Here is a 20,465-nt window from a genome sequence, read left to right as displayed (position 1 = left end):
AAGGGCCGTCGAAGACTACGACGTTGATAGGTGGGGTGTGTAAGCGCTGTGAGGCGTTGAGCTAACCCATACTAATTGCCCGTGAGGCTTGACCATATAACACCCAAGCAATTTGTGCCGAGCCGGTTATCCGGGCTGCCAGATTGCGGTGGTGAAGACGACACAACCGAAAGTTCGTAGCATCACAAATATCGCATATCCGAATTCGCTGGGCTGTCCATCTGGACATTCTGGCTACAGAATTTCTTGACGACCATAGAGCATTGGAACCACCTGATCCCATCCCGAACTCAGCAGTGAAACGATGCATCGCCGATGGTAGTGTGGGGTTTCCCCATGTGAGAGTAGGTCATCGTCAAGATTCATTTCACAAAACCCCTATCTGCGCGAGCAGGTAGGGGTTTTGTCTTTTCCGGGTCGCCAGCTGGCGACACAAAAAGCCTCACAAGCAGCCCCAGCGCCGTGGCAGAAATTGCAGTTCCTCATGATAAGGTTCCTGCAGAACCAACCGTCTCGCCCTAGGGAATGCCCATGCTGAACACCACTACGCTGCAGCCAGGTTTCATGATTGTCCACAGTAACCGCCTGGACGATCTGCGCAGCCTCGTGGTGAGCTGGATGCGCCGTTATCCACTGGCTCCCCTGGAAAACGAGATAGCACTGGTGCAAAGCAACGGGATCGCCCAATGGCTGAAGCTGGCCCTGGCAGAGGACCCGCTGGATGACGACCTGGGCGGTTGCGGTATCGCCGCTGCCATCGAGGTGCAACTCCCGGGTAGCTTCATGTGGCAGCTATATCGGCGGGTGCTGGGCCGGGAGGAAATCCCCGAAGTGTCGCTGCTCGACAAGGCGCCCCTGACCTGGCGTCTGATGCGCTTGTTGCCCGAGTTGATCGAGCGCCCACATTTCGAGCCCCTGCGCCGATTCCTCACCGATGACAACGATCTTCGCAAGCGCTATCAGCTCGCGGAGCGCCTTGCAGACCTCTTCGACCAGTATCAGGTCTACCGCGCTGACTGGCTCAGGGACTGGGCCGAGGGCGAGCATGTGCTCAATACCGCCCGCGGGGAACGCAAGCCGCTGCCTGCCGGTAATTGCTGGCAGGCCGAACTATGGCGGGCGTTGCTCCTAGACGTGGGCGAGGAGGGGATGGCGCAGAGCCGGGCGGGTGTTCATCACCGTTTCATCGAGCGCATCACCACGATCGAGCAAGCGCCTGCGGGGCTGCCATCGCGAGTCATCGTGTTCGGCATCTCGTCGTTGCCTGGCCAGGCACTCGAAGCGTTGGCCGGCCTTGCCCGTTTCAGCCAGGTCTTGCTCTGCGTGCACAATCCCTGCCGCCATCACTGGGCCGATATCGTCGCTGACAAAGACCTGCTGCGGCACCAGTACAAACGCCAGCAGCGCAAGCAAGGCATGCCTTTGCAGCTCGACGATGAGACCCTGCATCAGCATGCCCATCCGCTGCTGGCTGCCTGGGGCAAGCAGGGACGCGACTATATCAACCTGCTCGACAGCTATGATGATCCCGCAAGCTATCGAGGCGTATTCAGCGAAGGGCGCATCGACCTGTTCAGCGATGGGCAGCCAGGGAATCTGCTGAACCAGTTGCAGGACGATATCCTGGAGCTGCGGCCCCTGGCCGAGACGCGGGAGATGTGGCCCGAAGTCGACCCCGCCAAGGACCGCTCGGTGCGTTTCCATGTCGCACATAGCCCCCAGCGCGAAGTCGAAATCCTGCATGACCAATTACTTGCCCGCTTCAGCGCCGATCCAGCGCTGCGTCCTCGCGACATCATTGTCATGCTGCCAGACATCAATGCCTATGCCCCACACATCCGCGCCGTGTTCGGACAGCTCGACCGCAAGGATCCGCGTTACATCCCTTTCACACTGACCGACCAGGGCCAGCGCGGCCGTGATCCGTTGTTGATCGCCCTGGAGCATCTGCTCAAGTTGCCAGACAGCCGCTTTGCCGTCAGCGAAGTGCTCGACCTGCTCGACGTGCCAGCGTTGCGCGCCCGTTTCGCCATCCAGGAGAGCGACCTGCCGACCCTGCACCGCTGGATCCAGGGCGCCGGCATCCGCTGGGGCCTGAATGCCGAACAACGGGCTTCGCTTGGGTTGCCCGAGGGGCTGGAGCAGAACAGTTGGCGCTTCGGCTTGCGGCGCATGCTGCTGGGCTATGCCGTGGGGATGGGCGAGGGTTGCGACGGCATCGAACCCTATGACGAGATCGGGGGCCTCGACGCTGCCTTGATCGGCCCTTTGGTCGCCCTTCTCGATGCCCTGGAAGTGGCATGCCAGGCGCTTGCACAGCCAGCGACCGCGGCGCAGTGGGGCGATCGCCTGCATGCGCTGCTACAGGTGTTCTTCCTTGCCGAGAGCGAGCATGACGATTACCTGCTGGTGCAGCTGCAGACCCTGCGTGAAACCTGGCTGCAGACCTGCGAGGCGGTGCATCTGCAAGACCTGCTGCCGCTGACGGTCGTGCGCGAAGCCTGGCTGTCCGGTCTGGACCAAGGCAAGTTGTCCCAACGCTTCATGGCGGGCTCTGTCAATTTCTGCACCCTGATGCCCATGCGGGCCATTCCCTTCAAAGTGGTCTGCTTGCTGGGCATGAACGACGGCGACTACCCCCGCGCGCAGCCACCGCTCGATTTTGACCTGATGGCCAGTGACTACCGCCCAGGTGACCGCTCACGCCGCGAAGACGATCGCTACCTGTTGCTTGAAGCGTTGCTTTCAGCCCGCGACCAGCTGTATGTGAGCTGGGTCGGACGCAGCATTCGCGACAACAGCGAGCGTCCCTCCTCGGTGCTGATCGGCCAACTGCGTGACCACCTGGCAGCAGGATGGCGGCGAACCGGAGCACAAGAGGGGGGCAAGCTGGATGCTGGCGAGCAATTGCTTCACTCGTTGACCCAGGAGCACCCACTGCAGCCTTTCAGTCAGCGGTACTTTCACAAAGGCAGCCCGCTGTTCAGTTATGCCAATGAATGGCGCGTCCTGCATGAATCGTCCGATGAAAGCAGCCCCAGTGAACCAGCCTTGGAGCCCTACAGCAGTGATGAGCCGCTGAGCCTGGCCCTGCTCCAGGATTTCCTGCGCCATCCAGTGCGGCACTTCTTCAGCCAGCGCCTGAAAGTCTTCTTTGAAGCACTGGAAGCACCACTGGCAAACGAAGAACCCTTCATCCTCGACGCCCTGCAGCGCTACAGCCTCAGTGAAAGCCTCCTGGTGGCGGCACTCGCTGATCCGCAGAACAGTGAGCACGCCTTGCAATCCCACGCCCGCCGTCTGCAGGCATATGGGGTGTTGCCGCTGGCCGGTTTCGGCGAACACCTGCAGGATGAACTGGTCCAGCCACTCCCCGCCCTGCTGCTACGTCACGCAGAGCTGTTGCAGCGCTGGCCGCAGGTGATCGACAGCGCTTTGCCGGTCCGCTTCGAGCACGGCTTGCACCGGCTGGAAGGCTGGCTGGGCCGTGTCTACCAGGCTGCGGACGAAAGCCTGCTGACCATCACCACCGTTCCCAACAGCCTCAGCAGTGGTCGCAACAGCCTGAAATGGCATCGCTTGATACCCTCCTGGGTGCTCCACCTGGCTGCCTGCGCCGTCGGCCATCCCTTGCACAGTGCGCTGGTCGCGAGCGACGTGACCCTGCTGCTCGCACCGTTGCCGCAAGCCCGCGCGGCCGAGCTGCTCGGCGACTTGCTGGTGGCGCGCCAGGCGGCCATGAATGCACCCCTTCCGGTCGCGGCGAAGACTGCCTTTGCCTGGCTTTCCCAGAGCGATCCTGACAAGGCCCTCGGTGCGGCGGCACGAGCCTACGAGGGTGATGGCCAGAACAGTTTCGGCGAGCGCAGCGAGAGCGTGGCTCTGGCCCGCCAGTTCCGCGACTTTGACGCGCTGAGCGCCGATGAAACCTTCGAAGGATGGTGCGAAGCCCTGTACCGTCCGTTGTTTGAAGCGCCCTGGAAGACCCTGGGCAACCAGGAGAACGCCGCATGACCCAGCTGGCCCGCCCTCTGGCGCTGAGTTTCCCGTTGCACGGCAGCCAACTGATCGAAGCCAGCGCCGGCACTGGCAAGACATTCACCATTTCCGCGCTGTACCTGCGGCTTATCCTCGGTCATGGCGGCGACCTGGGCTTCGAACGTGAACTGCTGCCGCCGCAGATTCTGGTGGTGACCTTCACCGACGCTGCGACCAAGGAGCTGCGCGAGCGCATCCGCACCCGCCTGGCTGAAGCAGCGCGCTTCTTCCGTGATGAGCTCCAGGACGTCGACCCGCTGCTGCGCCAGCTGCGCGAAGAGTATCCCCAGGAGCTGTGGGCCCGCTGCGCAAACCGGCTCGAGGTCGCGGTACAGTGGATGGACGAGGCTGCGGTCTCGACCATTCATGGCTGGTGCCAGCGGATGCTGCGCGAGCACGCCTTCGACAGCGGTAGCCTGTTTACCCAGAGCCTGGAAACCGACCATAGCGAGCTGCTCGGCCAGGTCATGCGCGACTATTGGCGCCGCTTCTGCTACGTCATGCAGGGTGATGCCCTGGGCTGGGTGCGTAGCAACTGGATCAGCCCCGATGCCCTGTTGCCAAGGGTACGGCCGCTGTTCGGACGCCAGCGTATACAGAGCGTCGACGAAGAGCCTCAAGCCTTGATCGAGGCCGTACTGCTGCAGCGCGCGGAGCAACTGTGCCAGTTGAAGGCGCCGTGGACTCAATGGGCGGACGAACTCCTGCAACTGTGCCGAGACGCGCTGGCGGCCAAGCACGTCGATGGCCGCAAGATGCAGGCGCGCTATTTCGAGCCGTGGTTCGAGAAGCTCAAGGCCTGGGCCGGCGACGAGCAGGCCCATGAACTGGACCTGGGCACCGGCTTCACGCGTCTTACCCCGACAGGCATGGCCGAGGCCTGGAAAGTCGGTGAACCCCCGGCTCACCCGGCACTGCAGGCGATGGAGAGTCTGCGCCACCAGTTGCTGGGCTTGCCGAGCCCGGATGCCTGCTTGCTGGAACATGCCGCCGCCTGGGTATCGGCCCGCTTCGAGGTGGAAAAGCGGCGGCGTGCCGAAATGGGTTTCGATGACATGCTCCTGCGTCTGGAGCAGGCTCTCAATGGCGATGCTGGCGAGCGTCTGGGGGCGCTGATCCGCGAGCAGTTCCCGGTGGCGCTGATCGATGAATTCCAGGACACCGACCCCGTGCAATACGGCATCTTCGAGCGCATCTACCGCATCAGCGAAAACCGCGCCGAAACGGGGCTGTTCATGATCGGCGACCCCAAGCAGGCGATTTATGCGTTTCGCGGCGCCGACATTTTCACCTACCTGAGCGCGCGTCGTGCCACCACGGGCCGTCTGCACAGCCTGGATACCAACTACCGCTCGAGCCAGGCCATGGTCAGCGCGGTCAACCAGGTCTTCCTGGAGGCTGAGGAGCGCGATGAAGGCCGGGGTGCCTTCCTGTTCCGTGAGGCCGGGGACAACCCGTTGCCCTTCGTGGAAGTGCGCGCAAAGGGGCGCGGCGAGCAATGGCTGGTCGAAGGCCAACCGGGTGCTGCCCTGCACCTGTGGCACCTGAACAGCGATGAACCGGTATCCGGCACGACTTACCGCCAACACCTCGCGGCGAGCTGCGCCACCCATATCGTCGGTCTGCTCAACGGGGGGCAGCAGGGCCGTACGGGATTCAAGGATGAACAAGGCTCGCTTCGTCCCTGCCGTCCCTCTGATATCGCCATCCTTGTGCGCGATGGCCGCGAAGCCCAACTGATTCGTGCCGAGCTCGCAGCCCGTGAAGTACGCAGCGTGTATCTGTCCGACAAGGACTCGGTATTCGCGGCCCGAGAGGCCCATGACCTGCTTGCGTGGCTCAAGGCATGCGCCGAACCTGACTCGGAACGCCTGCTAAAGGCCGCGCTGGCCAGCATGACGCTCGACTTGCCGCTGGCCGCCCTGGAGCAGCTGAATCAGGATGAGCGCGTGTGGGAAGGTTGGGTCATGACCTTCCGCGATTATCGCCAGACCTGGCAGCGGCAGGGGGTGCTGCCGATGTTGCGCCGACTGCTGCACGACTTCGGCCTGCCGCGCACCCTGATCGCTCGCAGCGATGGCGAACGTGTGCTTACCAACCTGCTGCACCTGGCCGAACTGCTGCAACAAGCCTCCGCCGAGCTCGATGGTGAACAGGCGCTGATACGCCATCTTTCCGAGCACCTGGCCAGCTCTGGCCAGGCCGGCGAAGAGCAGATCCTGCGCCTGGAAAGCGATGAGCAGTTGGTCAAGGTGGTGACGATCCACAAGTCCAAGGGACTGGAATACCCGCTGGTCTTCTTGCCCTTCATCTGCACCAGCAAGCCGGTGGATGGCCAGCGGTTGCCGCTGGCGTGGCACGACAGCGATGGCAATGCGCACCTGACCCTGACCCCTGACAAAGAGCAGATTGCCCTTGCCGATGACGAGCGCCTGGCCGAAGACCTCCGCCTGCTCTATGTTGCCTTGACCCGCGCCCAACACGCTTGCTGGCTTGGCGTCGCCGACCTCAAGCGCGGCAGCAACAAGGCTTCGCAATTGCATCGCTCGGCGTTGGGCTATCTCCTCGGTGGCGGCGCGCCGTTGCCCAGTTCCAACCATCTGGAGCAGTGGCTTGGCGCGCTGCAATCGGCGTGTGCTGCAATTGCCTGCCAGGCCTTGCCCGAAGCCACCGACAGTGTATATCTCAATCCCAAGGTGGGCAGCGAACTGCTGCCGGCGCGTCGTCCTCGGCGCCAGGCTGCCGAGAACTGGTGGATCGCATCGTACAGCGCATTGCGCATTGGCGATGAGGGCCTCACCGCGGACAGTTCCCAGGCCCAGCAACTGCTCGACGATGAACGCCCCGAGGTCCAGCAGCTGCGCGAAGTGCCAGCAGACAGCGGCGATATTCACCGCTTTCCGCGTGGGCCCAATCCAGGCACCTTCCTGCATGGCCTGCTCGAATGGGCGGGCCGCGAAGGCTTCGCCCATGTCAGTGACAACCCCCAGTTGATCAAGCACACCGTCGGCCAGCGCTGCAACCGCCGCGACTGGGCCGGTTGGATTCCTGCCCTCGACCAGTGGCTGCAGCAACTGCTTGCCCAGCCCATGCCGCTGCACGCGGACGGTCCGGTGTTGATGCTCAACCAGCTGCGCAGCTATCAGATCGAGATGGAGTTCTGGTTCGCCAGCCATGAGGTCGATGCGGTGCGCCTCGACCACCTGGTGGCGCAGCACACGCACAGCGGTGTTGCGCGGCTGGCAGCGCAATCAACCCAGCTCAACGGCATGTTCAAGGGATTCATCGACCTGGCTTTCGAACTCGACGGCCGTTATTACGTGGCCGACTACAAGTCCAACTGGTTGGGGCCCGATGACACGTCCTACAGCACCCCGGCAATGGAACAGGCGATTCTTGCCCATCGCTATGACCTGCAATACGTGCTCTACCTGCTGGCGCTGCACCGGCAGCTGCGCGCGCGGCTGCCTGGCTACGACTACGAGCGTGACGTCGGCGGTGCGCTGTTCATCTTCCTGCGGGGGACGGCCGCCCAGACGTGTGGGCTGTACTTCGTCAAGCCGCCGCGCAGCCTGATCGAACAACTCGATGCGCTGTTCCGAGGCGAACACGCGCCAGAACAGCAGGACCTGTTTTCCGGAGTGGCCCCATGACCCGACAACTTCACGATCTGCTGCCCACTCCGCTGGAGGCGGCGCACCTTGCGGCCTTGGCACCGCTCAGCGCCAGCCGTGACCTGCTCGTACTGCTCGACCGCTGGGTCGAGCGCGGCTGGTTGCGTGCTCTGGACCGGGCCTTCGTCAGCTTTCTCGAAGAGCGCGCTCCGGGCAGCGATCCGCTTGTGCTGCTGGCGGCGGCGCTGGCCAGTCACCAGTTGGGACATGGCCACGTCTGCCTGGACCTGGAGCAGACCTTGGCCGAGCCAGACTTCGCGCTATCGCTGCCGCCGGAGCGCGATGCACTCGCCGGCCCCTTGCTACTGCCCTCGCAGCTGCTGGCCAGCCAGGACCTGCCCACCTGGCTGCAGCGTGTAGCCGCCAGCGTCCTGGTCGCTGACGCCGATACGCCAACACACAGTTCCCGGCCTCTGGTACTCAGCGGCCAGCGGTTGTACCTGCGCCGCTACTGGAGCTACGAGCGGCGCATCGACGCCGCCCTGCAAGATCGACTGGCCCAGGGCGAAGCCGTTCCTGATGATTTGCCGTCGCGTCTGGCGCAGCTGTTCGAGGCTGGCGCGATGCCTGGTCAGGTCGACTGGCAGAAGCTTGCCTGCGCGCTGGCCACCCGCGCGGCGTTCAGTATCATCACGGGCGGCCCCGGTACCGGCAAGACAACTACCGTCGTTCGTTTGCTGGCATTGCTTCAGGCTCCGGCGGTGGAGCAGGGACGCCCCCTGCGCATTCGCCTGGCGGCGCCCACCGGCAAGGCCGCGGCCCGTCTTACCGAGTCGATCGGCCAGCAGGTCGAGCGCCTGACGGTCAGCCCCGAGGTGCGCGGGCAGATTCCCACCGACGTCAGCACCGTGCACCGGCTGCTTGGCAGCCGGCCCGGATCCCGGCACTTCCGTCACCATGCTGGCAATCCATTGCCACTGGACGTGCTGGTGGTGGATGAAGCCTCGATGATCGACCTGGAAATGATGGCCAACCTGCTCGACGCCCTGCCGGCCAAAGCGCGCCTTGTCCTGCTCGGCGACAAAGACCAGCTTGCCTCCGTCGAAGCGGGGGCGGTGCTGGGAGATCTGTGCCGCGATGCCGAAGAGGGTTGCTATACGCCCGGGACCCGTACCTGGCTGGAACAGGTCAGCGGCGAGTCCCTGGCGGCCAGTGGCCTGCGCACCGGGGACGCGCGGCAGCATCCCTTGGCCCAGCAAGTCGTGATGCTGCGTTTTTCGCGGCGTTTCGGCGAAGGCAGCGGCATTGGTCAATTGGCGCGTCTGGTCAACACCCAGCAAGCGCGGCAAGCGCGGGACCTGCTGACCCTGGCGCCCGAGGATGTCTTCAGTCTGGCGCTCCGCGGGGAGCAGGACCGCGCCCTCGACCGCCTCCTGCTCGAAGGACTGGGCCGAGGTGCCGATGGCCCGCAGGGCTACCGCCGCTACCTCAATACCCTCTCCCGGCACCGTCCTGCGCCGGGCACTGCGGCGGATGATCCCCGCTGGGAAGACTGGGCAGGTGAAGTCCTGCACAGCTTCGAGACCTTCCAGCTGCTCTGCGCCGTGCGCAGGGGACCCTGGGGGGTTGCTGGCTTGAACCAGCGCGTCGAGCGTGTGCTGAGCAATGCCGGGCTGATCGACAGCCATCAGCCCTGGTACGAAGGACGACCGGTGCTGATGACACGCAACGACTATGGCCTGGGGCTCATGAACGGCGATATCGGTATCGCCCTGCGCCTGCCTGACGAGCACGGCGAATCGATACTGCGGGTGGCCTTCGCCCGCAATGACGGGCGCGGCGGCGTGCGTTTCGTCCTGCCCAGCCGCCTTAGCGATGTCGAAACCGTATTCGCCATGACCGTGCACAAGTCCCAGGGCTCGGAATTCGACCACACCGCCCTGGTGCTACCCGATGCCCTCAACCCCGTACTGACCAAGGAGCTGGTCTACACCGGCATCACCCGGGCCAAGCACTGTTTCAGCCTGATAGAGCCGCGGCTGGGAATCTTTGAGGAAGCCGTATCACGCAAGGTGCGGCGCATTTCGGGACTGATGCTTGAGCAGGTCTGAGGCCCGCCGCGCTACCCCTCGTTGAAGCGCATCTCTGCGGATGCGCCCATCAACAACTCAGCGTTCTGCTCGGTCACCCCACGGATGTAATCCCACAACAGCGTAATCCGCTTCAGCTTCCTCAGGTCCTCCCGGCAGTACATCCAGAACTGCCGGGTGACTTCCACCTGATCCGGCAATACCGCCACAAGACGCGCATCCTGCGCAGCCAGGAAGCACGGCAGGATCGCCAATCCTCGGCCCTGCAGCGCCGCGGTGTATTGGGCGATGACGCTGGTGCTGCGCAGGTGCGCGTTGGCATTGGGGATCAGATTGGCCAGGTACAGCAGCTCGGAGCTGAACGCCAGGTCGTCCACGTAGCTGATGAATGGGTGATTGGCCAGGTCGCTGACTTGCTGGATCGGCTCGTGGGTGTCCAGATAATCCTGGGTGGCATACAGGCGCAAACGGTAGTCACACAGCTTGCAGCACACATACGGTCCGTGTTCTGGACGCTCCAAAGCAATGACGACATCCGCCTCGCGCTTGGAGAGGCTGATGAAGTGGGGCAAGGGCAGGATGTCGACGGTGATGGCCGGGTAGGCATCGACGAAGTGGCTCAGTTGCGGGGTGATGAAGAAGCTGCCGAAACCTTCGGTGCAACCCATGCGTATATGCCCGGAGAGCGCAACGCCCGAGCCCGACACCTGTTCGCAGGCCTTGTGCAAGGTGCTCTCGATCGACTCGGCATAGCCGAGCAGGCGCTGGCCTTCGGCAGTGAGGGTAAAGCCGTTGGTGCGCGATTTCTCGAACAGCAAGGTGCCAAGCGCCACTTCCAGCGAGCCGATGCGACGCGACACCGTGGTGTAGTCGACATTGAGACGCCTGGCCGCGCTGCTGGCCTTGCGGGTGCGCGCCACTTCAAGAAAGAACTTCAGGTCATCCCAGTTCAGCGAGCCCAGGGACGTGAGGTTTTTTTGCATGATGGTCCGGCTTTTATGTGCGTTCTTGTTGGAAGTTTGCACATCTATACTCGAATTCAGCCTCGTCCCCAACAATAATTCCAGGAGAGCGCAGATGAACGCACCCCATACCCCAGACCAGGCCAAGGTCGAGCAGGTCAAGCTGCTGATCGACGGCCAGTGGGTCGAATCGAAGACCAGCGAATGGCGCGATGTGGTCAACCCGGCCACCCAGCAGGTGCTGGCGCGTGTGCCGTTCGCCACGGTCGAAGAGGTCGACGCCGCCGTGGCCGCCGCCCATCGTGCCTTCAAGACCTGGCGTGACACCCCCGTCGGCGCGCGCATGCGCATCATGCTGAAATTGCAGGCGCTGATCCGCGAGCACTCCAAGCGCATCGCCCAGACCCTCAGCGCCGAACAGGGCAAGACCATTGCCGACGCCGAAGGGGATATCTTCCGCGGACTGGAAGTGGTCGAACACGCGGCGTCCATCGGCACCCTGCAGATGGGCGAGTTTGCCGAGAACGTCGCAGGTGGCGTCGACACCTACACCCTGCGCCAGCCCATCGGCGTGTGCGCCGGCATTACTCCGTTCAACTTCCCGGCGATGATCCCGCTGTGGATGTTCCCGATGGCCATCGTGTGCGGCAATACCTTCGTGCTCAAGCCTTCCGAGCAGGACCCGTTGTCGACCATGATGCTGGTCGAGCTGGCGCTGGAAGCCGGGGTGCCGGCAGGCGTGCTCAACGTGGTGCACGGAGGCAAGCAGGTGGTCGATGCAATCTGCACCCACCCTGACATCAAGGCGATTTCGTTTGTGGGTTCGACCGAGGTCGGCACCCACGTCTACAACCTTGCAAGCCAGCACAACAAGCGTGTGCAGTCGATGATGGGCGCCAAGAACCACGCCGTGGTGCTGCCGGATGCCAACCGTGAACAGACCCTCAATGCATTGGTCGGCGCAGGCTTCGGCGCGGCCGGCCAGCGTTGCATGGCAACCTCGGTGGCGGTGCTGGTCGGCAAGGCCCGCGAGTGGATCCCCGAACTCAGGGACCTGGCCGCCAAGCTCAAGGTCAACGCTGGCAGCGAGCCGGGCACCGATGTCGGACCGCTGGTTTCCAAGCGGGCCAAGGAGCGGGTGCTGGGCTTGATCGAGAAGGGCATCCAGGAGGGCGCGAAGCTCGAACTCGATGGCCGCGGCGTTCAGGTGCCGGGGTTTGATCAAGGCAACTTCGTTGGCCCGACGCTGTTCTCCGGGGTGACCACCGACATGCAGGTCTACACCCAGGAAATCTTCGGCCCGGTACTGGTGGTGCTGGAGGTCGATACGCTGGACGAGGCGATTGCCCTGGTCAACCGCAACCCATTCGGTAATGGCACAGGCCTGTTCACCCAGAGCGGGGCGGCGGCGCGCAAGTTCCAGAACGAGATCGACGTTGGCCAGGTCGGCATCAACATCCCCATCCCGGTGCCGGTCCCGTACTTCAGCTTCACCGGTTCGCGCGGCTCCAAGCTGGGGGACCTCGGGCCATATGGCAAGCAGGTGGTGCAGTTCTACACTCAGACCAAGACCGTCACCGCCCGCTGGTTCGACGACGACAGCGTCAACGACGGTGTGAACACCACCATCAGCCTGCGCTAAGGAGACCTGCCATGCGTATCGCATTCATCGGGCTGGGCAACATGGGCGCGCCCATGGCCCGCAACCTGATCAAGGCCGGCCATGAGCTGAACCTGTTCGACCTCAACCAGACGGTGCTGGCCGAGCTCGCCGAACTCGGCGGACAGATCAGCACTTCACCCCGGGACGCGGCGGCCAACAGCGATCTGGTCATCACCATGTTGCCGGCGGCGCAGCATGTACGCAGTGTGTATCTGAACGATGACGGCGTGCTCGCTGGCGTGCGTGCGGGCACCCCGGTGCTGGACTGCAGCACCATCGACCCGCAGACCGCGCGCGATGTGTCGCGGGCGGCAGCGGCCAAGGACGTGGACATGGGTGATGCGCCGGTGTCCGGGGGGACCGGTGGCGCGGCGGCCGGTACATTGACCTTCATGGTGGGTGCCACGCCTGCGCTGTTCGCTACCTTCAAGCCGGTGCTCGAGCAGATGGGCCGCAACATCGTGCATTGCGGGGAGGTCGGTACCGGGCAGATCGCCAAGATCTGCAACAACCTTCTGTTGGGCATCTCCATGATCGGTGTGTCCGAGGCGATGGCGCTGGGCAATGCCCTGGGCATCGATACCCAGGTCCTGGCCGGGATCATCAACAGCTCGACGGGCCGCTGCTGGAGCTCGGACACCTATAATCCCTGGCCGGGGATCATCGAGACTGCGCCTGCATCACGGGGCTACACCGGAGGCTTTGGCGCCGAACTGATGCTCAAGGACCTGGGCCTGGCCACCGAAGCGGCCCGCCAGGCGCACCAGCCCGTGATCCTGGGCGCAGTGGCGCAACAGTTGTATCAGGCCATGAGCTTGCGGGGCGACGGGGGCAAGGACTTTTCGGCAATCGTCGAGGGGTATCGCAAGAAGGATTGATGAGCGCTGGCGTCCCTCGCAGGCGAATCGGATTTTCGTCCGATTCGCCTGCGGTCCGGGATCAGGCAAACACGAAATACTTGCGCACCGTCTCGACCACTTCCCAAGTGCCCTTCATCCCCGGCTCGATCACGAACACGTCACCCGCCTTCAGGTGCTTGGGCTCTTCGCCCTCGGGGGTGACGATGCAGTAGCCGTCGAGGAAATGGCAGAATTCCCATTTGTCATAGTTGACTTCGAATTTGCCTGGGGTACAGATCCAGGTGCCCATGATCTTGCTACCGTCCTGGGACAGGTAGGCGTTCAGGTTGACGGTGTGCGGGTCGCCGCCGATGCGCTTCCACTTGGTCGCATCCAGTACCGGGGTTGGGCAGGTTTCGCGCAGGACGGTGATGAAATCGGACATGCTGGGCTCCAGACGAGTCATTGTTTGACCGGTCACCATAGGCCCTGCGCGTGGGTAGCAGTTGCCTGGGCTCGACGTCCAGGTGTCTGCCCGCGCAGTGGCCCTGCCAAAAACCGCCCCTTGTGGTATCACGACAGCCACCTTTCCTACAGGATTGCCGCGTGTGACCACACTCTTTGATTTCTATCATCAGATCGGCCCGGCGCTTTCTCTGCTGGTAGTCGTGACGTTTGTCCTGGCGGGAACCGTGAAGGGCGTGATCGGCCTGGGGCTGCCTACCATTGCCATGGGCCTGCTTGGCCTGGCAATGCACCCTGCCCAGGCTGCGGCGCTGCTGATCGTGCCTTCGGCTTTCACCAACGTCTGGCAACTGGCGGCAGGCGGACATCTGCTGGCACTGCTACGCCGGCTGGGCACGATGCTGCTGATGATCTTCTCGGGCACGCTGCTGGGCAGCGTCTGGCTCGGCATCGACAGCGGGCCTTGGGCAGTGCATGCCCTGGGCGCGGCGTTGGTGGTCTATGCGCTGTACGGCCTGGCTGGGCCGGGACTGCGTACACCCGTCGCCCGTGAGCGCTGGCTCGGCCCGCTGTGCGGGCTGCTCACCGGTGTGATCACCGCGGCCACTGGCGTGTTCGTCATGCCAGCGGTGCCTTACCTGCAGAGCCTGGGCCTGACCCGCGATGAGATGGTTCAGGCCCTGGGTCTGTCGTTCACGGTCTCGACCGTAGCCCTGGCCATCGGTCTTGCGGGTCAGGACGCGCTTGGCGGTGCGGAACTGGGCGCCTCACTGCTGATGCTGGTGCCTGCCTTGCTCGGCATGATTGGCGGTCAATGGCTGCGCCAACGAATCAGCGCGGCGCTGTTCAGACGCTGCTTCTTCATTGGCCTGGCATTGCTGGGCGGGCACCTGCTGATCAACGGTTAGCCGAGGACGGGCTGAGCATCTCGATCAGCTGGATATCAAAATCGCGCTCCAGGTAATCCATTCGCTGCTCGGAGAACCGCTGCATGTGCGGCAGGGCAGAATGTACGTCCAGGTCCGCCTTGCTTGCCCATACCTCGAAGAACACGAACAGTGTCGGGTCCTGCTGGTCGCGGAGCATGTGGTACTCGATGCAACCCGGCTCCTGGCGGCTCGGCTCGACGTACGCACTGAACAGAGCCTCGAAGGCTTCGGCTTTATCGGGACGGGTCTTGGCTTTGAGAATGAAGGCGTAGGGCGCGCTCATGGAATGACCTTTTCAGATAAGTAATGGGCCTATTCTAAAGCAACAATCTGTTGATCATTCGTGATTTGAAATCAAATGTATTTTGAGCATCCAGCGCTGTTTCCCCCGCCTGTAAAGGCCTAATCTGCCGGCCATACAACTTGATACGGTCTGTCGCCATGCAAAGCTGCGGACCGCCAACCAGATGAGGCACGCATGAAAAAGATCCTTCTGCTCAACGGTGGCAAACGCTTCGCCCATTCCGATGGCCGTCTCAACGAGACGCTGCACGATACCGCTCTGGCCTATCTTGACCGCGCCGGTTTCGATGTGCGCCAGACCTTTATCGACGGCGGTTACGACGCCCAGGAAGAAGTCGAGAAGTATCTCTGGGCCGATGTGGTGATCTACCAGATGCCAGGGTGGTGGATGGGCGCGCCATGGACGGTCAAACAGTACCTGGACGAAGTCTTCACCGCCGGGCATGGCAGCCTCTACGCCAACGACGGCCGCACCCGTTCCGACGCCTCGCAGAAATATGGCAGCGGTGGCCTGGTGCAAGGCAAGCAGTACATGATCTCGCTCACCTGGAACGCGCCTCAGCAAGCCTTCGACGACCCAAGCGACTTTTTCGAAGGCAAGGGCGTGGATGCGGTGTACTTCCCTTTCCACAAGGCCAACCAGTTCCTGGGGATGACCGGCTTGCCAACGTTCCTGGCGGTCGATGTGATGAAGCGGCCAAACGTCGAGGCCACCCTGGCCGCCTACGAGGCACATCTGGCCGAGGTCTTTGGCAAGGCTGAGTGACGCGCGCTTGCGTCCTGGCCGGGGAGCGGCTATCAATCACGGCAATCTCAACGAGCAGGACCGCCGCTTGAAAACCCGTTCCGATGAACTGCAAGTATTTGTCTCGGTGATCGACTGCGGGTCGATCACCGCTGCCGCCGAGCAGGTAGGACAGACACCTTCGGCAGTCAGCCGCACCCTCTCGCGCCTCGAAGCCAAGCTGGGCACCACGCTGATCAACCGCACCACCCGACGCATGGACCTGACCGAGGAGGGGCGGTTTTTCCTCGAGCGTGCCAAAGCCATCCTCGAGCAGATGGACGACCTTGAAGAGCGCCTGGCGCTGCACCACCAGACCCCCTCCGGACGGTTGCGCATCAACGCAGCAGCACCCTTCATGCTGCATGCCATCGTGCCGTGGATTGGCGAGTTCCGCCGGCGATACCCGGATATCGAGCTTGAGCTCAACACCGACGACCTGATCATCGACCTGCTCGAACAGAGCACCGACGTGGCCATCCGTATCGGCGAACTGGCCGACTCCAGCCTGCATGCCCGCTCGCTCGGCTGCAGCCCGCTGCAGGTATTGGCCAGCCCGGCCTACCTCGAGCGTCACGGTACGCCGCAGCATGTCGAAGACCTCGACCAGCACTGCCTGCTTGGCTTCAGCGCGCCCGATAGCCTCAACCAGTGGCCGCTGCGTCACGCCCAGGGCGACCGCTGGGCCATTCGTCCGCATCTGCTCGCCTCCAGCGGCGAAACCCTGCGCCAGCTGGCCCTGGCGGGCGAAGGGATCGTCTGCCTGTCGCACTTCATGACCCATGAGGACATCCGAGCGGGACGCCTGCAGGTATTGCTGGCAGACGCCAACAACGGTTATCGCCAGCCTGTGCACGCGGTGTACTACCGAAATACCCAGCTGGCGCTGCGGATCCAGTGCTTTCTCGATTTCATCCAGGACAAGCTGTCGGCCTACGCCTGCTGAGTTGCTTGCCAGCGACAGATCCTGTCCATGGGCGGCGTAAAACCTGTGTGATGTTTGCTTAGTCGCAAGGCCTGGGCCTTAATGACTGATCAACAAAAACAACACCAAGGACGTCCACATGCGAATCGTCATGTTTCAATCCATTGCGCTCGGGGCCGCGATCCTCAGCAGTTCGTCCGCCTTCGCGGTAACGCTGGAAGGCGGCGCGGTGGCCGCGCCCGATCAATATGGTGCACAAGTGGCGGCCGACATCCTGAAGAAAGGCGGCAATGCGGTGGATGCCGCCGTGGCCACCGCCTTTACCCTGGCGGTGACCTATCCCGAGGCCGGGAACATCGGCGGCGGCGGCTTCATGACCCTGTACATGGACGGCAAGCCGTATTTCCTCGACTACCGCGAAGTGGCGCCCAAGGCAGCCAGCCGCAACATGTACCTGGACGACAAGGGCGAGATCATCGAGAACCTGAGCCTGGTCGGCGCCCGCGCCGCTGGGGTGCCTGGCACGGTGATGGGGCTGTGGGAGGCGCACCAGAAGTTCGGCAAGCTCAAGTGGTCCGAGCTGCTGACCCCGGCCATCGGCTATGCGCAAAACGGTTTCAAGATCGCCGCCAAGCAGTACCAATACCGCGACGACGCCTTGGGCCTGTTCAAGACCAGCACCAACTTCAACGACTACTTCGGCAGCATGAAGGTCGGTGAGTCCTTCAAACAGCCTGAGCTGGCGCAGACGCTGGAGCGCCTCGCCGACAAGGGCGTCAGCGACTTCTATCAAGGCAAGACCGCAGACCTGCTGGTGGCGCAGATGCAAGCCGACAAGGGTCTGATCACCAAGGACGACCTGAAGGACTACAAGGCTGTGTGGCGTGATCCCATCGCCATCGACTGGCGCGGCAACACTGTCTATACCGCACCGGCGCCAAGCTCCGGCGGTGTGGCGCTGGCGCAGCTGCTGGGCATCAAGGAGTTGCGTGCCGCGGACTTCAAGGACGTCGAGCTCAACTCCGCGCGCTACATCCATCTGTTGGCCGAGATCGAGAAGCGGGTGTTCGCGGACCGTGCCGACTATCTGGGCGACCCGGCGTTCACCAAGGTGCCGGCGGACCGGCTGGTGGCCAAGGAGTACCTGGCCAAGCGCGCCTTGCAGGTCAATCCAACGGCGATTTCCGAGACCGACAAGGTCCGTCCAGGCCTGGAGCCCCACCAGACCACGCACTTCTCGATCGTCGACAAACAGGGCAATGCGGTGAGCAACACCTACACGCTCAACCTGGACTATGGCAGCGGAGTGGTGGTCAAGGGTGCCGGCTTCCTGCTCAATGACGAAATGGACGACTTCAGCGCCAAGCCGGGCGTGGCCAACGCTTTCGGTGTGGTTGGCGGGGATGCCAATGCCATCGCGCCGGGCAAGCGCATGCTTTCGTCGATGAGTCCGACCCTGGTCACCCGGGACGGCCAAGTGACCCTGGTGCTGGGCACTCCAGGCGGTTCGCGGATCTTCACCTCGATCTTCCAGGTCATGAACAATCTCTACGACTACAACCTGCCGCTTGAGAAAGCCGTGGCGGCGCAGCGCGTGCACCATCAGTTGCTGCCCAAGGACACGATCTACTTCGATGCCTTCGCGCCACTGACCGGCAAGGTGGCCGAGGAGCTGAAGAAGATGGGCTACACCCTGGAGGACCAAGGCTGGGAGATGGGCGACATCCAGGCGATCCGGGTGAAGGGCACGGCGCTGGAGACCGCGTCGGATCCGCGCGGGCGTGGGGTCGGGATGGTGGTCAGGTAAGAGAAGGGACTGGGGCCGCGAAACGGCCCCAGGATTCAGCGGTCAGACGCGGAAATGGCTGACCATGGTCTGTAGCTGATTTCCAAGCCGCGCCAGTTCGACGCTGGAGGCGGCTGTCTCTTCACTCGCCGCGGAGGTCTGTTCCGACACATCGCGCACATTCAGGATGCTTCGGGTGATCTCCTCGGCAACGGCACTCTGCTGTTCCGCGGCTGCGGCGATCTGCTGGTTCATCGACTGGATGTTCGACACCGTGCGCGTGATGCTTTCCAGCGAGGCACCGGCCTTGCGGGTGAGCTCGACGCTGCTGTCGGTCAGGGTGCGGCTGCCCAGCATCACATTGGCCACCTGCTGGGTGCCGTTCTGCAGGCTGGCGACCAGCTCTTCGATTTCTTCGGTGGACTTCTGCGTGCGCTGGGCCAGCCCGCGCACTTCATCAGCCACCACCGCGAAGCCGCGCCCGGCCTCGCCGGCACGGGCCGCCTCGATGGCGGCATTGAGCGCCAGCAGGTTGGTCTGCTCGGCCACTGACTTGATCACGTCCATGACGCTACCGATCTTCTGGCTTTCCTGCTGCAGCAGCTCCATGGCTTCGGTGGAGCGTTTGACCTCCTGCGCCAGGCGTTCGATCTGGCTGATCGCTTCGCCCACGACTCGGTCGCCGGTACGCGCCTGGCCATCGGCTTCGGTCGCGGCCTGCGAGGCCTGCTCGGCGTTGCGCGCGACTTCCTGCACGGTCATGGCCATTTCGTGCATGGCAGTAGCGACCTGGTCAGTTTCGACCTTCTGGCTGTTGACCCCGGCGCTGGTCTGCTCGGTAACCGCCGACAGCTCTTCGGCGGCGCTGGCGATCTGGGTAACGCCATCGCGAATACCGGAGATCAGGTCGCGCAGGGTAGTGCCCATGCGTGCGATGCCTTGTTGCAGCACGCCCAGTTCGTCGCGGCGAGTGACGCGCACGTCATGGGTCAGGTCGCCGGCGGCGATCTTTTCCACGACTTCCAGGGTTTCGCGCAGTGGGCGGGTAATCTGGCGGGTGATCAGGACGGCAGCCAATACGCCGAACAGCAAGGCCAGCAAGGTGGCGATGATCTGCAGCGTACGGGCCTCGGCGCTTTCGCTGTCCCGGCGGTCGAGCTGGATCTTGTACAGCTGGTCGCTGATCTTGACGATGGCCGCGCCTTCAACGGTCATTTCCTGGCGAGCTTCGGCAATGACCGCAAGGGCATCGCGGAACTGGCGCAGGGAATCGCGCAAGGCCACCATTTCATTCTCGAACTGCTGTACACGGGCGGCTTCATTGGGCAATTGCTGCTTGAGGACGTCGATACCCACCAAGGCGGTTTCCAGCTGGGTGAGTGCGGCCTGCTCTGCGCTGGCGCTGGCGTCGGCGATATAACTGCGGATTTCGAGACGGGCCTGGCTCAGCTGTTGCTTCGCGGTGCTGATCACCTGGTACTGCTGCAGACGGACCGCATCGCTTTCAGGCTGATCGAGCACGCTCCGGCCAAGGGCATCGAGTGCCTGGTCGGCGCGGTTCGCGATCTGCATCATGTTGTCTCGAACCGCCTGGCGGCTTTTGTACCCAGCACGCATCTTTTCCAGGGAGACCTGGTACTGGCCGATCACATCGCCCAGCTCGCGCAGCAGCTTGACGTTCTCGGGGCTGGTGAAGCTGGCAAGCAACTTCTGCTGTTGCGCGCCGAAGGTGTCGAGCTTGACCTTGACGGCAGCCGCCGCAGCGTCGTCGCCGTTGGTCAGCATGTACTGCAGGCGCGTGATGCGCATGTTGGTCAGGTCATTGTTGAGCTGACCGATGTCGCCCATCCAGTTGCTGCGGTTGATGAGGCTGCCCAGGCTGTTCCAGCCCGTCAGGGCCAGCAGCCCGGTCAGCACGAGCACCAGGCCGAAGCCCAGTCCCAGTTTGAGGTTGACGCTGATGTTGGCAAACCAGCTGTTCATGCACGCTCTCCAGAAATTGTTCGCTCACTTGATCTTGATCTGGCGGACGTTGTCTTTCTTGAGAGCCCGCTGATTTCGTGCATG

At 63.2% G+C, this 20,465-nt stretch carries 13 protein-coding genes and 2 rRNA genes; 11 read left to right on the top strand and 4 right to left on the bottom strand.

Annotation, left to right across the window (positions count from 1 at the left end; translation table 11 throughout):
- From AC0ZZU_RS19425 to recD, 5 genes are all read left to right on the top strand, one after another.
- Positions 1–96 (top strand): 23S ribosomal RNA (locus AC0ZZU_RS19425); the annotation flags it as partial.
- A 149-nt stretch (positions 97–245) separates the two neighbouring features.
- Positions 246–361, top strand: a 5S ribosomal RNA gene (rrf, locus tag AC0ZZU_RS19420).
- Positions 362–531: 170 nt separating this feature from the next.
- Complete coding sequence (recC, locus tag AC0ZZU_RS19415; RefSeq protein WP_476342830.1) at positions 532–4,014, top strand: exodeoxyribonuclease V subunit gamma; 3,483 nt, start codon at positions 532–534, stop codon at positions 4,012–4,014.
- Entirely contained in the window at positions 4,011–7,691 is a 3,681-nt protein-coding gene (gene recB / locus AC0ZZU_RS19410; protein ID WP_476342829.1) for an exodeoxyribonuclease V subunit beta, read from the top strand. The genes recC and recB overlap by 4 nt, the downstream gene beginning before the upstream one ends.
- A complete protein-coding gene (gene recD / locus AC0ZZU_RS19405; protein ID WP_476342828.1) occupies positions 7,688–9,763 on the top strand; it encodes an exodeoxyribonuclease V subunit alpha in 2,076 nt (691 codons plus the stop codon). Before recB ends, recD begins: the two co-directional genes overlap by 4 nt.
- 11 nt (positions 9,764–9,774) lie before the next feature.
- Here recD and AC0ZZU_RS19400 read toward each other — a convergent pair whose 3' ends face one another.
- Positions 9,775–10,725 carry a LysR family transcriptional regulator gene (locus AC0ZZU_RS19400; protein ID WP_476342827.1) on the bottom strand — a complete coding sequence of 317 codons (951 nt, stop codon included), beginning with the start codon at positions 10,723–10,725 and terminating at the stop codon, positions 9,775–9,777.
- 94 nt (positions 10,726–10,819) lie between these two features.
- On the opposite strand from AC0ZZU_RS19400, the gene AC0ZZU_RS19395 reads away from it, so the two are divergent.
- Both AC0ZZU_RS19395 and mmsB read left to right on the top strand, forming a co-directional pair.
- Positions 10,820–12,346 carry a CoA-acylating methylmalonate-semialdehyde dehydrogenase gene (locus AC0ZZU_RS19395; RefSeq protein ID WP_476342825.1) on the top strand — a complete coding sequence of 509 codons (1,527 nt, stop codon included), beginning with the start codon at positions 10,820–10,822 and terminating at the stop codon, positions 12,344–12,346.
- Positions 12,347–12,357: 11 nt separating this feature from the next.
- On the top strand, positions 12,358–13,245 hold the full coding sequence (mmsB, locus tag AC0ZZU_RS19390) for a 3-hydroxyisobutyrate dehydrogenase (protein ID WP_476342824.1): 888 nt from the start codon (positions 12,358–12,360) through the stop codon (positions 13,243–13,245).
- 61 nt (positions 13,246–13,306) lie between these two features.
- Here mmsB and AC0ZZU_RS19385 read toward each other — a convergent pair whose 3' ends face one another.
- Positions 13,307–13,651, bottom strand: a complete 345-nt coding sequence (locus tag AC0ZZU_RS19385; RefSeq protein WP_476342823.1) for a cupin domain-containing protein — start codon at positions 13,649–13,651, stop codon at positions 13,307–13,309.
- A 163-nt stretch (positions 13,652–13,814) separates the two neighbouring features.
- Here AC0ZZU_RS19385 and AC0ZZU_RS19380 point away from each other — a divergent pair, with 163 nt between their 5' ends.
- Complete coding sequence (locus tag AC0ZZU_RS19380) at positions 13,815–14,579, top strand: sulfite exporter TauE/SafE family protein (protein ID WP_476342822.1); 765 nt, start codon at positions 13,815–13,817, stop codon at positions 14,577–14,579.
- Here AC0ZZU_RS19380 and AC0ZZU_RS19375 read toward each other — a convergent pair.
- On the bottom strand, positions 14,569–14,883 hold the full coding sequence (locus AC0ZZU_RS19375) for a putative quinol monooxygenase (protein ID WP_476342820.1): 315 nt from the start codon (positions 14,881–14,883) through the stop codon (positions 14,569–14,571). The genes AC0ZZU_RS19380 and AC0ZZU_RS19375 overlap by 11 nt on opposite strands.
- Before the next feature lie 195 nt (positions 14,884–15,078).
- Here AC0ZZU_RS19375 and mdaB point away from each other — a divergent pair, with 195 nt between their 5' ends.
- The 3 genes from mdaB (at position 15,079) to ggt (ending at position 18,419) form a co-directional block, all read left to right on the top strand.
- Positions 15,079–15,669, top strand: coding sequence for an NADPH:quinone oxidoreductase MdaB (gene mdaB, locus AC0ZZU_RS19370; protein ID WP_476342819.1), 591 nt, complete (start codon positions 15,079–15,081; stop codon positions 15,667–15,669).
- A gap of 67 nt (positions 15,670–15,736) precedes the next feature.
- Positions 15,737–16,633 (top strand): LysR substrate-binding domain-containing protein, encoded by an 897-nt coding sequence (locus AC0ZZU_RS19365; RefSeq protein ID WP_476342818.1) that lies wholly within the window; start codon positions 15,737–15,739, stop codon positions 16,631–16,633.
- Between the two features lie 118 nt (positions 16,634–16,751).
- Positions 16,752–18,419, top strand: coding sequence for a gamma-glutamyltransferase (gene ggt / locus AC0ZZU_RS19360; protein ID WP_476342817.1), 1,668 nt, complete (start codon positions 16,752–16,754; stop codon positions 18,417–18,419).
- A 42-nt stretch (positions 18,420–18,461) separates the two neighbouring features.
- On the opposite strand, the gene AC0ZZU_RS19355 is transcribed toward ggt, so the two are convergent.
- The gene (locus tag AC0ZZU_RS19355) at positions 18,462–20,381 is read right to left on the bottom strand and encodes a methyl-accepting chemotaxis protein (RefSeq protein ID WP_476342815.1); all 1,920 of its coding nucleotides are present in this window, start codon (positions 20,379–20,381) and stop codon (positions 18,462–18,464) included.
- Positions 20,382–20,465 lie beyond the last annotated feature (84 nt).

This window comes from Pseudomonas sp. JE3303 (genome assembly GCF_056312565.1).
The sequence above is the reverse complement of the archived record's forward strand: the minus strand, read 5'-3'. Positions and strand labels throughout refer to the sequence as shown.

Bases quoted from the DNA above. Each gene is read 5' to 3' on its own strand.
- recC (WP_476342830.1), top strand. From the start codon at position 532: ATGCTGAACACCACTACGCTGCAGCCAGGTTTCATGATTGTCCACAGT.
- recB (WP_476342829.1), top strand. From the start codon at position 4,011: ATGACCCAGCTGGCCCGCCCTCTGGCGCTGAGTTTCCCGTTGCACGGC.
- recD (WP_476342828.1), top strand. From the start codon at position 7,688: ATGACCCGACAACTTCACGATCTGCTGCCCACTCCGCTGGAGGCGGCG.
- AC0ZZU_RS19400 (WP_476342827.1), bottom strand. From the start codon at position 10,725: ATGCAAAAAAACCTCACGTCCCTGGGCTCGCTGAACTGGGATGACCTG.
- AC0ZZU_RS19395 (WP_476342825.1), top strand. From the start codon at position 10,820: ATGAACGCACCCCATACCCCAGACCAGGCCAAGGTCGAGCAGGTCAAG.
- mmsB (WP_476342824.1), top strand. From the start codon at position 12,358: ATGCGTATCGCATTCATCGGGCTGGGCAACATGGGCGCGCCCATGGCC.
- AC0ZZU_RS19385 (WP_476342823.1), bottom strand. From the start codon at position 13,651: ATGTCCGATTTCATCACCGTCCTGCGCGAAACCTGCCCAACCCCGGTA.
- AC0ZZU_RS19375 (WP_476342820.1), bottom strand. From the start codon at position 14,883: ATGAGCGCGCCCTACGCCTTCATTCTCAAAGCCAAGACCCGTCCCGAT.
- mdaB (WP_476342819.1), top strand. From the start codon at position 15,079: ATGAAAAAGATCCTTCTGCTCAACGGTGGCAAACGCTTCGCCCATTCC.
- ggt (WP_476342817.1), top strand. From the start codon at position 16,752: ATGCGAATCGTCATGTTTCAATCCATTGCGCTCGGGGCCGCGATCCTC.
- AC0ZZU_RS19355 (WP_476342815.1), bottom strand. From the start codon at position 20,381: ATGAACAGCTGGTTTGCCAACATCAGCGTCAACCTCAAACTGGGACTG.